14 protein-coding genes and 1 pseudogene are annotated in these 13,862 nt (G+C 28.1%); 4 read left to right on the forward strand and 11 right to left on the reverse strand.

Annotated features, from left to right (window positions below; all coding sequences use genetic code 11):
- Positions 1–13 precede the first annotated feature (13 nt).
- On the reverse strand, positions 14–481 hold the full coding sequence (locus tag K0039_RS13970) for a MarR family transcriptional regulator (protein ID WP_228105688.1): 468 nt from the start codon (positions 479–481) through the stop codon (positions 14–16).
- Between the two features lie 359 nt (positions 482–840).
- On the opposite strand from K0039_RS13970, the gene K0039_RS13975 reads away from it, so the two are divergent.
- Positions 841–1,566: a hypothetical protein gene (locus tag K0039_RS13975; RefSeq protein WP_228105689.1), complete on the forward strand. Its 726-nt coding sequence runs from the start codon at positions 841–843 to the stop codon at positions 1,564–1,566.
- A 71-nt stretch (positions 1,567–1,637) separates the two neighbouring features.
- On the opposite strand, the gene K0039_RS22010 is transcribed toward K0039_RS13975, so the two are convergent.
- The 3 genes and pseudogenes from K0039_RS22010 to K0039_RS13985 all read right to left on the reverse strand — a co-directional run bounded on the left by K0039_RS22010 (position 1,638) and on the right by K0039_RS13985 (position 2,978).
- Complete coding sequence (locus tag K0039_RS22010; protein ID WP_265589488.1) at positions 1,638–1,826, reverse strand: LysM peptidoglycan-binding domain-containing protein; 189 nt, start codon at positions 1,824–1,826, stop codon at positions 1,638–1,640.
- A gap of 24 nt (positions 1,827–1,850) precedes the next feature.
- Positions 1,851–1,955: pseudogene (locus tag K0039_RS22820) on the reverse strand (LysM peptidoglycan-binding domain-containing protein); the annotation flags it as partial.
- A 12-nt stretch (positions 1,956–1,967) separates the two neighbouring features.
- Positions 1,968–2,978, reverse strand: coding sequence for a GH25 family lysozyme (locus K0039_RS13985; protein WP_228105690.1), 1,011 nt, complete (start codon positions 2,976–2,978; stop codon positions 1,968–1,970).
- A gap of 166 nt (positions 2,979–3,144) precedes the next feature.
- Here K0039_RS13985 and K0039_RS13990 point away from each other — a divergent pair, with 166 nt between their 5' ends.
- Complete coding sequence (locus K0039_RS13990) at positions 3,145–4,476, forward strand: CoA-disulfide reductase (RefSeq protein WP_228105691.1); 1,332 nt, start codon at positions 3,145–3,147, stop codon at positions 4,474–4,476.
- A 15-nt stretch (positions 4,477–4,491) separates the two neighbouring features.
- A complete protein-coding gene (locus tag K0039_RS13995) occupies positions 4,492–4,995 on the forward strand; it encodes a thioredoxin family protein (protein WP_228105692.1) in 504 nt (167 codons plus the stop codon).
- 64 nt (positions 4,996–5,059) lie between these two features.
- On the opposite strand, the gene ilvA is transcribed toward K0039_RS13995, so the two are convergent.
- Positions 5,060–6,277: a threonine ammonia-lyase gene (gene ilvA, locus K0039_RS14000; RefSeq protein ID WP_228105693.1), complete on the reverse strand. Its 1,218-nt coding sequence runs from the start codon at positions 6,275–6,277 to the stop codon at positions 5,060–5,062.
- Between the two features lie 430 nt (positions 6,278–6,707).
- The gene (locus K0039_RS14005) at positions 6,708–6,878 is read right to left on the reverse strand and encodes a (2Fe-2S)-binding protein (RefSeq protein ID WP_228105694.1); all 171 of its coding nucleotides are present in this window, start codon (positions 6,876–6,878) and stop codon (positions 6,708–6,710) included.
- Positions 6,879–7,030: 152 nt separating this feature from the next.
- Between K0039_RS14005 and K0039_RS14010 the strand changes: the two genes are divergently transcribed.
- Positions 7,031–7,456 (forward strand): putative ABC transporter permease, encoded by a 426-nt coding sequence (locus K0039_RS14010; RefSeq protein WP_228105695.1) that lies wholly within the window; start codon positions 7,031–7,033, stop codon positions 7,454–7,456.
- 343 nt (positions 7,457–7,799) lie between these two features.
- On the opposite strand, the gene K0039_RS14015 is transcribed toward K0039_RS14010, so the two are convergent.
- From K0039_RS14015 to K0039_RS14035, 5 genes are all read right to left on the reverse strand, one after another.
- On the reverse strand, positions 7,800–8,768 hold the full coding sequence (locus K0039_RS14015; RefSeq protein ID WP_228105696.1) for a replication-relaxation family protein: 969 nt from the start codon (positions 8,766–8,768) through the stop codon (positions 7,800–7,802).
- Between the two features lie 246 nt (positions 8,769–9,014).
- Positions 9,015–9,980 carry an SPFH domain-containing protein gene (locus K0039_RS14020; protein ID WP_228105697.1) on the reverse strand — a complete coding sequence of 322 codons (966 nt, stop codon included), beginning with the start codon at positions 9,978–9,980 and terminating at the stop codon, positions 9,015–9,017.
- Between the two features lie 12 nt (positions 9,981–9,992).
- On the reverse strand, positions 9,993–11,099 hold the full coding sequence (locus K0039_RS14025; RefSeq protein ID WP_228105698.1) for a TFIIB-type zinc ribbon-containing protein: 1,107 nt from the start codon (positions 11,097–11,099) through the stop codon (positions 9,993–9,995).
- 75 nt (positions 11,100–11,174) lie between these two features.
- On the reverse strand, positions 11,175–11,864 hold the full coding sequence (locus tag K0039_RS14030; RefSeq protein WP_228105699.1) for a PspA/IM30 family protein: 690 nt from the start codon (positions 11,862–11,864) through the stop codon (positions 11,175–11,177).
- 473 nt (positions 11,865–12,337) lie between these two features.
- Positions 12,338–13,810, reverse strand: a complete 1,473-nt coding sequence (locus tag K0039_RS14035; protein ID WP_228105700.1) for a CapA family protein — start codon at positions 13,808–13,810, stop codon at positions 12,338–12,340.
- Between the last annotated feature and the right edge of the window lie 52 nt (positions 13,811–13,862).

Here is a 13,862-nt window from a genome sequence, read left to right on the forward strand (position 1 = left end):
CATTTTTATGATTTTATTTCTCTGACTGTAATTCTTCTATGACATCATAAAGTTTTCCAAACAGACGAATTAAATTATCTGTATCTTCTTCGCCCATTCTTTCAATTACTTGACAAGTAAAGTTTTCAAATTTTTTATTTTGATCCTTTCGAAATTTCTCTCCTTCTTTCGTCAGTTTTACATACACAACTCTTCTGTCACTTTTATTAGAAGTCCTTTCAATATATCCTTTTTCCTCCATAACATTTAACATCTTTGATGTAGCTGGCTTCGTAATACACAGATCTTTCGTTAATTGCGATGTTTTCATCCCATAATAATTTTCATCTTCTTTATTGCTCAAGCAATCATTATAAATAACTTTCATTGTCATAAGCATGCCTGGTTGAAATTCTTGAGATTTTTTATGCTTATGAGCTAGCTTTTTTATTTTTGCTATAGAATCTAAAAACTCTTTAGATTTTTTTTGTAGCATACTCATTTGTTCTATCCCTTTCCGTTTATTTTAGTTACCTATACAAATAGTTAACTATGGCAACTATTAGTATAAGGAACTTTTTTTATTTAGTCAAGTTAAATTTTATATTGTTAACACAATAACATTTTAAGGATATAATATACTATTATTCCATTATTATTTGTATTTATCTCCTATGAATAATATGTTTTTGATGTTGTAAATATTTTATATTTTAAGTAAATATTTGTGTTTTATTTTCATTGATGACTTTTTAGAATGATTGGTAAATTTTTCACATTTATTAGTTATAAATGATATAATTATATTAGATATATTTTTATGTATTATATATTTTTTTTATAAGGGTGGGTTGATGAGTTATGAAGTTTGATTGTTTTTATTATCCTATTTTAAGTAAAGATGAGTGTGTAGTTAAATGTATTGAAGGAATTCGTAGTTTTAATTTTGGAGATAAAGTTCCTACAAAAACTTTATATTACAACTATAATTCTAGTTTTGTTATTTTCCAAAATAGTAAGTTATTTATTGTTGAGGATGGCGTCCTAAAAGAAGAAGCTAATATAGATGATCTTAAGTTCCCATTAAAAATCATATTTAATCGTGGAACTCAATTAACAATTGATAAAAAATCAGATCTATCATCTATAAGACTACTAGTGCCTGGATTTTTTGAAGATGAAAAATATTTAGGTGAGTTATTCTTCCTATCAGAAGTTTATACAAGAAGAATAAGAGATGCTCAATATCGTGTAATGAATGACCTTACTAATTCAGTAAGAGATGTTAAATACCTTAATGATGAAATTCACAAGGCAACAAAAAGCTTATTAAGTCAATTAAAAGTCATACAAGAAAAATTCATAAAATTAATTAAAGATAATCCTTCTTTAATTGACGATTATCTAAATTATATGAACTTTGATAATGAAGAAGATATGTTACAAATTGGAATCAATAAATATTTTGAAGAAGATACAGAGCAATATAATGAATATAGAAAAAATTCTTTAATATACAATAGGAAGCCTATCTATCCTAAATTCAAATTAGAACATCTAGTAAGTTCAATTAATAAATATAAATAATATTATAGATTTCATAAGATATAAAAAAGCTATATCAAAACAAATTTATTGTTCTGATATAGCTTTTTAAATTAATTCAATCTAATTACATGACCTTCATATAATTCTTTATCACTTGTTAAGTTATTATTTTCTAGTAAATCTTTTTCTGTTTTATTAAATTTTTTAGCTATTTTTGATAAAGTGTCTCCTTTTTGAACAACATAGTAGTCCCTAAATCCTTTTCCATCTTTTATCCTTCCTGAAGATTCTATTTTCAATACTTCACCTGCATATATTAAATTAGGATTTAATAATCCATTTAATTCTACTAAATCTTCAACTGTGGTATGAAATCTTTTAGCTATACTATAAAAAGTATCTCCTGATTTAACAATATACGTTATTATATACTGTTTATTTTAAATTGATTTACTTGGACCCTTTTTAAGGCTTGGTATCTTTAGTATTTCTCCTGGATATATTAAGTTTGGATTTGATATATCATTTAATTGAACAAGTTCATCCACTGTTGTATGAAACTTACCTGCTACACTTGATAGTGTATTTCCACTCATTACAACATAAGTGCTATAGAATTTTTTTCTAAGTTTTTTTCTTTCTTCTCTTTTTTCTTTTGGATAAATTTTTAATATTTGTCCTGGATATATTAAATTAACATCTGTAATACCATTAATACTTCCCAATTCCTTTACTGAAACCCCATATCTCTTAGCTATTTCACTTAATGTATCTCCATCTTGTACTGTATAGTAAATTACTCTTTTATCTTTTGACTCTTCTTTTCTAGTGCCCGGAATATGTTTTTTATCATCTAAAAATATTGTCTCATTAAATATATCTAGATCTGTATTTGTATCTATTCCTTCTACCCTACCTGTATCAGAATACTGCCATGCTGCATATTTATCTCCCCATATTGGGTTTGACTGAGGTGCATTTGTGTCAATCTGAGCAATCCATAAAGGGTAATTCTCTAACCCTATACCTGCATATAAGTTATTCTGTGCAAAGTTTGTATAAGTATATACAGCTACATCCATTCCACTTAGTCTTCTAACTTCTTTTAAAAATTCAATTGCTTGCTTAGTCAACTCATAATTACCAAGTCCTCCTGTTTGTTCTAAATCTAGCACTAATTTAATATCTGCATGAAGACCACTTATTGCGTCTATAAAATATCTAGCTTGCTCCACTGGTGTTGGAGAAGATCCTGGATTAAAAAAATGATAAAAACCAATTTTTAAATTATTTCTTTTTGTACCATCATAAAATTCTTGTAAATATGGATCTCTATAAAAAGTTCCTTCTGATGCTTGGATAATAACCGCTTCTATACCGCTATTAGCCACATCTTTCCAATCGATTGTTCCTGACCAGTTACTTACATCTATTCCTCTGTATTTAGACATATGTTTCCTCCAATATAATAAATTCTATATAAGAAAAATAAACTAAATACCTTGATTTATTATATTTTTCTTATATAAATCTTGTGATTAGATTATTTATGCTCTTTTCAGGGTATTATCATAATGATAGAATAAATATTAATAATTTATACTTAAGGAGATAAAAATGAAAATTGTTATAATAGGAGCTGTAGCTGCAGGTATGTCTGCTGCTGCAAAATTAAAAAGAATAAAGCCTGATTATGAGGTTATAGTGTATGAAAAAACTGACATAGTATCTTTTGGAGCTTGTGGCCTTCCTTATTATGTGGGCGGATTTTTCCAAGATTCTAATATGATGATTGCAAGAGAAAAGTCAAAATTCATAGAATCAGGAATAGATTTAAGAACTTTTAAAGAAATTATAGATGTAAATACTGATAGCAAAATTCTTACTATAAGAGATTCCTTAACTGAGGAAATCTTCACAGATAATTATGATAAATTAATGATTGCCACTGGAGCAAGTAGCATTATGCCTTCTTTCGATAAATCATATGAAAATTTAACTACTCTAAAAGATATGAATGATGGCATAAAGCTTAGAGAGTTAATGCATAAGGAAGAAAATAATAATATAGTTATCGTAGGAGCTGGATTTATAGGAATAGAAACTATTGAAGCCGCTAAAAAATTAAATAAAAATGTTCATTTAATCGGCAAAAGTAATAGAGTTTTAAACAAAGTATTTGATAAAGAAATTACGGATTTATTAGAAGAGGAATTAATAAAAAATAATATACATTTACATCTTGGTGAAACTGCTAAAGAATATGTTGGAAATAATAAAATAACAAAAGTTATAACTAATAAGTGTGAAATAGACACAGATTTAGTGGTTATGGCCATAGGTGTAAAGCCTAACACTTCATTCTTAAAAAATACAAATATAGAAATGCTTCCTAATGGTGCTATAGTAGTTGATGAGCGTGGTAGAACATCAGTTAAAGATGTTTATTCTGCTGGAGATTGCGCAACTATAAAAAGTTTAGTGACTAATGAGGATATGTACGTTCCTTTAGCTACTGGCGCAAATAAATTAGGTAGAATTGTAGGTGAAAATTTAGGCGGTATAGAATCCTCTTTCCCTGGATCTTTAGCTTCTAGTTGTATAAAAGTTTTAGATATGGAAGCTGCTGTTACTGGTCTTACAGAAGAAAAAGCCAAATCGCTTAACATTAATTATAAAACTAAATGTATAACTAATTATAATCAAACACACTACTATCCAGGTCGTGAAAAATTATTAGTTAAATTAGTTTATGATGCAAAAACTAAAGTTATCCTTGGTGGTCAAATAGCTGGGTACAAAGATGCTGTTCAAAGATCCAATGTAATAGCTGCAGCTATTACAGCAGGTATGAATACAGATCAACTTGGCATGCTAGATTTATGCTATGCACCTCCCTTTGCTACTACATGGGATGTTTTAAATGTTGCAGGAAATGTAAGTAAATAATCTAGGAGGAAAGTTATGAATAAAATGACATTGAAAGAATTATACCAGGTTGGCTGCTCTTTTGAAACTTCAGTTGGTGAAGGTTCAAAAAGTGAAAGAGCTAGGATAGCAAAAAATTCATCAAGAATAATTTTAGATGATGAATTAACAAATAATATTATGAGCTTTGACAAAGAAATAAAGTTCTTAGTTGCTGGAGAAATATGGTGTCCTGATTATCAACTAAATGGATCCGTACTAAAAAGATTTATAGATTTAAATACTAATTTTGATATGTCTATAGTTACTATGGCCAGAGGAAAGAAATTTTTAGAACCTATTTTAGGTATAGAAAATGCTAAATATCCATTAATAGTTGTTTTAGACAAGGACTTTAATATCCTTGGATCATTTCAAGAAAGACCAGAAATCGTAAAAAACATAAAAAACTTTGATGAAATAAAACTTGATTATTATAAAGGCCAGTATTTAATAAATTCTGCAAATGATATTTGGAATATAATAAAAAATATTAAATAATAAAAAAGACTATCATATTGATAGTCTTTTAATCTATATTTTATTCCCTAATAACTATATATTTTTATAATTCAGTTACTTTAAATCCAGCTGCTTCTATTTCACTTCTTATTTTAGCTATATGATTATTATCAAATGTTTCAAGTATGAACTCTGCTGATTGTTTTCCTATAGCTCCACCTGAAGATAATCTCGTTTGATTAGCATTTAATATATTTGCATTATTTTCGCTTATTATTTTTATTAATTCTAAGAATCCACCTGGTTTGTCAGTCATTATTGTAGAGAATGAATATCTTCTTCCCTCTTTAGCTAAACCTGCGCCTATAACTCTGTATAATGTGTTAACATCTACGTTACCACCAGAAACTATACAAACAACTTTTTCCCCTGAAGCTGGTTGATATTTCTTAGATAATAAAGCTGCTGTTGAAACTGCTCCAGCACCTTCAGAAACTATTTTTTGATGTTCTAATAAGAATAACATTCCTTGAGCTATTTCTTCTTCAGTTACAGTTATTACTTCGTCAACTAATTCTTTTATTATTTCAAAAGTAGCATCTCCTGGAGTCTTAACAGCTATACCATCAGCTATTGTAGCAGCATGGAAAGCGGTTGTAACTTTTCCATTTTTTACTGATTCTTGCATTGAAGGTATATTTGCAGTTTGAACACCTACAATTTTTACATTTGGGTTTAAAGCTTTTGCAGCTACTGCAACACCAGCTATTATTCCCCCACCGCCAATTGGGCAAAGTATAGTATCTACTTCATTATTTAATTGTTTAAACATTTCTAAAGAAATTGTTCCTTGTCCAGCCATTACATATTCGTTGTTGAATGGATGTATGAAAGTAGCACCAGTTTCTTTTTGTATTTCTACAGCTTTTGCATAAGCATCATCGTAAACTTCCCCGTTTAATACAACTTCTGCTCCATATCCCCTAGTAGCAGAAACTTTTGCAAGAGGTGCAGTAGCAGGCATTACTATTGTAGCTTTAATCCCAGTCATTTGTGCTCCTAATGCAACACCTTGAGCATGGTTTCCAGCACTTGAAGCTATGACACCGTTTGCTTTTTGTTCGTCAGTTAAATTTGCTATTGTGTTAACAGCTCCTCTTACCTTGAAAGATCCTGTCTTTTGTAAGTTTTCACACTTATAGAAAACGTTAGCCCCTGTCATTTCACTTAAAGTTTTACTTTCTAAAACAGGAGTTTCTTTAACTACACCTTTAATAGTTTCTTGAGCTTTTTTTACATCATTTAAAGTAACTTTTAACATATTAATCTTCCCTCTCTTTGTATATATAATAAAATGTTTTGTATTAGTAAATCATTTTCCCACCTTGTAAAACATTTTCCCAATCCATTCCTTAAGTACGAATTTATTATACAATAATCATATAAAAATATCAAACAACTTTATTTTATATTCCCAATAAAAATTATTCATATTATTTTCTTATTATATTTAGAATATTTAGCATATTTTTTAAAGTTGGCTTTAATACTTAATTGGAGAAAATACCCATATTATAAAGCATGACTTTTTTACCAAATTTTTACATATAAATATCCTTAAATTACCAGCATAATTTATTAATTTTAGGGTAAGTTTTGTATAAATTTCTGATATAATATCTAAAAAATTTTTACATATCCACAAAAAAATAAGAGGACTTTCCAGTCCCCTTATTACCATGTATTAATTGTTATAATACTTCTTTAAGTGCTTCTTCAATTTCACAGTCACATCCACCACAGATTGTTCCCGCTTCAGTGATTTCTTTTATATCGTCTACTGTTTTAGCTCCACTAGCCACAGCTTTTTTTATATCTTCTAATGAAGTTCCCATGCAATCGCATATTATTCTATCTGACATTATAATTACCTCCTAATTGTCTTTTGTAATATATATTTACCCCCTATTTATTCTACCTAAACAAAATTTGTTACTTTTTTTGCCATGTATGTTAATTCATTGGTTAGAAAAAATAATTACTAATATTAAGAAATTTATAAGGAGTAGAATATATGAAAATTTTAAATACTATACTAAAATATTTAACATTATTTCTCATCGGAGGTATAACATATTATTTCATTGAAATTGCATATAGAGGATATTCCCATTTTTCAATGGTAATAGTAGGTGGTCTTTGCTTTATACTTATAGGATCTATAAACGAATTCTCAAATAAAGAAATCCCTTTATTACTTCAAATGTTAATTTCTGTACTTCTTGTTGATATTGTAGAATTGTTTTCAGGAATTATAATAAATAGAATATTATTATTAAATGTATGGGATTACTCACAACTAAAATATAATTTTTTAGGTCAAATATCATTAAATAGCTCTATTGCTTGGTTCTTTTTGTCACTTTTTGCTATATATATGGATGATTTATTAAGATATGTTATTTTTAAGGAAAAGAAGCCAAGATATAAATTTATATAAAAAAATAAAGCCCTGCTACGAGGGTACAGGGCTTAAGGTTCATAATGATAGATAAAAGAGTGTGAGGGAATCTATCATTATACGGGTATTTAAGTAAATTATTAAGCTAGTCTTTCTATGCTTTAATAATACCTTATTAATATGAATTTAATGTAAATTTTTTATGAATGAATGTAGAATTTTAGCTATAAATACTTTTTTATTCTATTTTTCAAAAATAATTCAATCTAATTTATTAAACAACAGCATATTTTATTTTTCTACAATAACTTTTTTAAATTCAGAAATATTTTGCTAATAAAAATATCACCGTGGATAAATTCTATCCATGGTGATATTTTTATTAGCATTTAAATAAGAATGAGAATAAGTTCTTTTTACTTTGCTTTTCCTCTAATGCAAAGAATGCTTCTTCTAAGTTATATAGTAATATCCTATCAAAAGTGAATATTATATCTATATTAACTTCCTCTTGTCTGCCCTTAATCATACTCATGATTTCTATCATATGATCATAAGACTCACCTTGTACTATTAAGCTTGGCTTTTCACTAAATTTAATATTTAAATTATCATAATGTTCAATTACATTCTCATATCTAAGTAACTTGTTTGAAAATTCTTCTTTCCAGTTATCTGTTTTTCTAACAACTTCTACTAGATAACTTTTACCATCATTTGTTAACATTGACTGAGGTCTCACTATGCAATTTCTTATATTCTCATTTAGTATTATTTTAGAAACTTTAAATTCTGTATCTGTTTCCATCACTTGTGTCAATAATTGATTAGATGCTAATAAACACTTAATTTTTGCAGTTTTGATTTCGCTTACATATCCTTGTGAATATGTTTTCCTGTCCAATGCTCTTAATAATCCTATTCCATGATAACCTAAGTAATAAGCTTTATATGAACTTGTACTATTTTCTGATACAAACTCAATTTGTTTTATAAAGCTTTTTTCCTTCAATCTTGTTAGTTTTCTGGCTACTGATTTTGATTCTACATTTACCCCACCTTTATTTAGATATGTAGTAATTTGTAAAGAAGTTGCAAAAACTAAATTATTAATAGCAAATAGTATCATTTTTTCAACTTCACCAATATGGCCCTTTTCCAATAAAAAATCTACTTCTGATTTTGATGTAGTTCTCTTTGGCCTATTGATCTTATGATTGTCCCCTTTATAAGATGCAAATGGTGATAATTTAGTTTCAATATACTCTTCATTTGGATTTTTTAAATCTACTGCTGTACAGTACTTTCCTATAGGTGAAACCAACTCTGTACTCTTTCTTTTGTTCCTCATAATACTCCCCCCCTGATGTGTCTAGGAAACATAATTAATACTTCCATTAAATAGCATATCTATATTATAATATTTTTTAATATATTTTACATTTATAATTATTTAAAATTAAATAAAATTTTTATTTTTCGTTTAATTTAATAAGATATGTTATTATTTTTTTATATTTGAATAAGCCAAATATATTCTAATATAGATAACAATAAAAAAGATATAAGTTATATATAACTTATATCTTTTTTATTGTTACGCTAATTTTGCTCCACAATTTGGGCAGAAGTTGGATCCTTCATTTTTTGCCCCACAGTTTGGACAGAAGTTAGGTTTTTTTTCTCCAGATGAACTTTCTTGAGTTTCATTATTTTGTGGCTTTTTATTCATATTCTCAACCATTTGTTGGCCCATCATCATTCCAACTTGCATTCCTGCCATATCAGAAGCCATAGAACCTCCAGAGCTACCTTTTGATAAAGAGTCTGCCATGGCAACTTGATTATATTTATTCATATCACCAATCATGCTATGAGATGCAGCTTTTGTAGCCATTTCTTGTATCTCTTTTGGATATGATACACTTGATATAGTGAAGTTTGTAATGGCTATTCCTATCTTCTCCATTTCCATATCCAAGTCTTCCTGTATTCCCTTAGATATTTCAAATGCATTTACTTGAAGGTTGAAAATATCTTTACCTTCTTTTACTATCCATTTCATGATAACTTGATCCAACATAGACATGATACGTGATTTTACATCTTCTATGGTAAATTGTTTTTTAATCCCTGCAATTTTATCAATTAGTACTTCATAGTCTGATATCTTACAACAGAATGTACCAAAAGATTTTATTGGCATTCCTCCTGGAAGTCCTGGTGATGGTATATTAATAGCATTTTTTGTTCCCCATTTTACTGTTAATTCCTTTGTATTAACAAATAAAACTTCAGCTCTAATGCCACTATTAAATCCAAATCTAAATCCTTTTAATGTTGATAAAAAAGGAATTATTTCCGATTCCATATCGAAACTTCCTTCATCTTTAAAAATTCCTTCGATTTTACCATTATACATAAAGATAGCATCTTGACCCATTCTAACAACTAGTCTACTACCTTTTTTTATTTCTTTATTGTCCCATTTCCAAAATAGCATGTCATCTCTAAATTCTTCCCATTCAACTACATTGGAAAATTGGTTGCTAAATAGTCCCATAATACTAACCTCCTAAAACGTTATTTCTTCCAAGGAAGAAACAGTTTCATCTTTAACTAATTCACTATACTTAATTTTTTTGTCATCATTATAACTCACATCTTCATCTGATGATGCTAAATAAATTCCAAATAATATACCTAATATTACTATAACTATGGCTGCAATTTTAACAAGGCTCTTTGGGTATTCGCCTTTAATTTTCCCATTTTCTCCATTTATTAAAACATTGTATTGTCTATCTTTGTATGTATAAGCAGTTGAATAAACAGGTATAAAAATATGTTTATATGTTTCATCTGAGTAAGAAGTATGAAGTCTTACTGAACGAACTCTATTATAGCGCCTTAACACATCTCTTTCAGCCATATAATGAATATCATTTCTCATTTTATTCATGGCATTACTGTGTGCATCCTTCAAATCTACAGTATATATTTCTGAGCAATAGCCTGACATATAATCTGGTGAATATGATGCCACATCCTTTGTATTATATGGTTCAATCCACCCTAAAAGATTCTCACTCAATTTATTTGATGCTCTAACTAAAACATCATCAAAAAAATGATTTATATGGCCACTGGTAGGATACCACTTAGTTTCTATTCTTGTATGTTTTTCACCTTCACTATCTTCATATTCCACTCTATAATCGATTCCACCCATTGCAGTATAGTTAGTACTTGTATCAGCATCAAATGTCCAATAAGGCATGTAAATTCCTTGAACCTTATCCTTTTGATATAAAGTTTTTAAAACATTTGGAGCAAGCCATCTTTTTTTTATCCATTGACTAAATATAGATTCTACATCGTACTTATCTATTTTAAATGGAATTACACCATCTGGAATTATAGATTCAATTTGTTTTTGAGATAAAACATAGTGAGATCCACAGTATGGGCAAGTAGTTGCTGTACTAGTTGCATCAACTTCTACTCTAGCTCCACATCCTTCACATTCCATACTTGTAGAATTTTTTTCCTCTACTTTTATTGTCTTAATTGCATGAATATCAAGATTATGTTCTATAACATACTCTGGATTATTTTTTATTTCAACTTCAGTGCCACAGTTAGGACATTTTAGGGCTTGAGCTGCAGCATTAAATTCCATAACTCCCCCACATCCTTCACAATAATAAGACTTACTTATAAAATCACCCCCATAAAACATAATCTTTTAAAAATTTTATAATCCTAATTTCTTTTTTAAAGCTTGTAATTCATTATCTACTTCAGAATTACTCTCTTTATTATTATCATATTTGCTCATTAAATCTTCTATGCTTTCTTCTTCTTTTAAAGAATTTAATTCAGACATCGCATTAGCTTCATCTAACTGTTTATTTATTTTATCTTCCATTTTATCAAAAGCATATAAATTTCCTTTGGCTCCGTTCACACTTGAGCCAATCTTATTTAATCTTTCTTGTGTTTTAGCAACTGCTAGCTTAGCTTTTAATTGGTCTCTTCTTGCATTTAATTCACCTATATCTTTAACAAGTTTATCATGCATGCTTCTCATTTTTGTAGCATTATCTGTAGCTATATCATAAGATTGTTGTAAACTTTGTTGATTTTTAGATAATTGGGTTTTCTTTTCTAAGAACAGTTTTGCATCAGATTCATTTCCTGCTATTAAAGCTTTCTCAGCATATTTTTGCATTTTATTTATCTGTTCATTGCATTCATCTAACTCTCTTTTCGCTCTTTTTTCTTCAGCCATTACAGATGCAGTTTCACCTTTAACTTTTCCCAAATCACTTTCTAAATTTCTTAAGTATTGATCAATTATTTTTGATGGATCTTCTGCCTTATCCAATAATGCATTAATGTTTGAAGACATAATGTCTTTGAATCTTGTTATTATACCTGCCATTTAAAACCCTCCTATTTACAACTCTTTAGCATGTAATAATTATTAAAAATTTTAGTCTAATATACCTACTTTTTTAAATAATATTAATATAAAAAGTATACCATGTTACTTATAATTCTTTGCAAGTTTAAACAAAAAAGTTGAACTCTATAAGAGTTCAACTTAAATATTTTTCTAAAATTATTTTTTATTTCTTTCTAGATTTTTTATTTAATATAAAAATGGCCAAAACAGCTAATATACTTCTGCTAATCCATAAAATCAAATTATTTTCATCTCTTGTTTTTGGTGCTTTTTCACCATTTTTCAGATAATAGATATTTATAACTATATCTTTATATATCTCTTATTACTCCTTTTACATTTCCTATTATTTTAATATGTTTATAATTATGATTATTAATATTACAAACCTTTAAGTTTATCATATTCATTCACAAATAATTATGTAAAAAATAAACCCTTATCAGGATTTATTTTTTTAATTGACTATAAGATGTTATCTCTGGCATGGTTGCATTTACAACATCCTGTATTCTCATATATGATTCATTTAATTCAGAATTTTCTATTCCACCATTAAAGTCTTTCGATATTGGTGTTACTAAATAAGGAATGCTATCGTATTCTTCAAAAACATAACAAGGAATATACCCTTCATCTGCTAAATATACTTTTCCTTCTTTATCTCTCTTTAAGTTTAAAGTTAATATAAAGTTATCTTTAGTTACAGGTTTATATTGATGTGATATAAAGTTTCCTAAAGAATAGACAACAGGTACCTTTCTATTATCCCTTGTTTTTATAACTTCAAATGTCTGAAGTGCATGAGGATGAGAACCTATTATAAAATCTACACCTGCATTAGCCATTTCTTCAGCACTTTTTGCTTGATCTTCATTATAATCATTTGTATACTCTTCGCCCCAGTGATTATAAGCAATAATATACTCTGCTCCCATAGCTTTTGCATCCTTTACATCTTTTTCTATAGCTTCTTTAGTATATCTATTAATCATAACCTCCTTTATATCTTCATCCAATGTTATATCTTTTTCGTTAAAATCTTCACTGTAAGACATTAGTGCAATTTTTATCCCATTTACATCTACTATAATAAATCTTTGCTCATCTTTATCTCTAAAGGATCCTGTATATGCAAATTTATATTGCTCAAGTAAATCAAGAGTTTGTAATATACCCATTTCGCCATCGTCAGCTATATGATTATTTGAATTAACTAAAGCATCAAATCCTGCATATTTTAAAGCATCTAAATACGTAGATGGTCCATTACAATGAGGTTGACCGCCTAGTTCTTTTTCTTCACTCATATAAGGGGATGTATTCGATAGTAGACTTTCTAAATTTCCTGCCACAAAATCTGCTTTAGAAAATATATCCTTAACCATATTAAAACTATCATTAAACACATAAGTTCCATCTTCTGTTTTGCCTGCTTCTTGCTGCCTTGTTTGACACATTAAGTCTCCAGTAAACATTAGTAAAGCATCATTTGTATTCTTTGCAGATTTATTTGTATAAACACCATTTTCTAAAGTATACCTCGGTTCTGATATCTCACTTAAAGGCTCTAATAAATCTCTATAAACTATAACTACTGTCTCTAATACATCTCCACCTTTGTCTTTACCTACAACAGTTGTACTTCCTATCATATTTCCTATTATATTCCCATTTGGATCTATAGTTGCTACCATTCGATTATTTGAATAATATTCTACATCATTATTTTGATTTGCTGTATAGTTTATATTTGTAGCTTGTCCTAATTTTAAGGAGACAATTCTTTTTTGAACACTTATATGTTTATTATCTGCAGCTTGTACTTCAACTTCTATTATTCCTACAATTAAAAGAGCAATAGTACTTATACATATTAAATTTTTTAATATATTATTTTTTTTCTGATTGTGATTAGTCACTCTATCTCCTCCTGATCTTTTTTTAATTAAAATACTTTCTGATTATATCAGA

Origin of the sequence: Terrisporobacter mayombei, from assembly GCF_020748465.1 — a bacterium.
In the GTDB taxonomy this organism is placed as follows: Bacteria; Bacillota; Clostridia; order Peptostreptococcales; family Peptostreptococcaceae; genus Terrisporobacter; species Terrisporobacter mayombei.

Coding starts and splice junctions, on each gene's coding strand:
- K0039_RS13970 (WP_228105688.1), bottom strand. CDS start 481: ATGAGTATGCTACAAAAAAAATCTAAAGAGTTTTTAGATTCTATAGCA.
- K0039_RS13975 (WP_228105689.1), top strand. CDS start 841: ATGAAGTTTGATTGTTTTTATTATCCTATTTTAAGTAAAGATGAGTGT.
- K0039_RS13985 (WP_228105690.1), bottom strand. CDS start 2,978: ATGTCTAAATACAGAGGAATAGATGTAAGTAACTGGTCAGGAACAATC.
- K0039_RS13990 (WP_228105691.1), top strand. CDS start 3,145: ATGAAAATTGTTATAATAGGAGCTGTAGCTGCAGGTATGTCTGCTGCT.
- K0039_RS13995 (WP_228105692.1), top strand. CDS start 4,492: ATGAATAAAATGACATTGAAAGAATTATACCAGGTTGGCTGCTCTTTT.
- ilvA (WP_228105693.1), bottom strand. CDS start 6,277: ATGTTAAAAGTTACTTTAAATGATGTAAAAAAAGCTCAAGAAACTATT.
- K0039_RS14005 (WP_228105694.1), bottom strand. CDS start 6,878: ATGTCAGATAGAATAATATGCGATTGCATGGGAACTTCATTAGAAGAT.
- K0039_RS14010 (WP_228105695.1), top strand. CDS start 7,031: ATGAAAATTTTAAATACTATACTAAAATATTTAACATTATTTCTCATC.
- K0039_RS14015 (WP_228105696.1), bottom strand. CDS start 8,768: ATGAGGAACAAAAGAAAGAGTACAGAGTTGGTTTCACCTATAGGAAAG.
- K0039_RS14020 (WP_228105697.1), bottom strand. CDS start 9,980: ATGGGACTATTTAGCAACCAATTTTCCAATGTAGTTGAATGGGAAGAA.
- K0039_RS14025 (WP_228105698.1), bottom strand. CDS start 11,099: ATGGAATTTAATGCTGCAGCTCAAGCCCTAAAATGTCCTAACTGTGGC.
- K0039_RS14030 (WP_228105699.1), bottom strand. CDS start 11,864: ATGGCAGGTATAATAACAAGATTCAAAGACATTATGTCTTCAAACATT.